1 protein-coding gene is annotated in these 239 nt (G+C 72.8%); it reads left to right on the forward strand.

Annotated features, from left to right (window positions below; genetic code table 11):
- Nucleotides 1-239, forward strand: a 239-nt coding sequence (locus AC3XQU_RS24795) for a glutamate synthase-related protein (RefSeq protein WP_489876749.1), incomplete at both ends; no start/stop codon positions are given.

Here is a 239-nt window from a genome sequence, read left to right on the forward strand (position 1 = left end):
GTTTCCGGCGGCATCCGCACTGGCGCCGACGTCGCCAAGGCCATGGCACTGGGCGCGGACGCCGTCGCCATCGGCACCGCGGCGCTGATCGCCCTGGGCGACAACGATCCCCGCTACGCCGCCGAGTACGCCGCCCTGGGTTCCGCCGCCGGCTTCTACGACGACTTCCAGAACGGTCGCGACCCCGCCGGCATCACAACCCAGGACCCGGAACTCGCCTCCCGGCTGGACCCGGTAGC

The sequence above is a fragment of the Telluria sp. AZSoR62 genome (assembly GCF_058111565.1).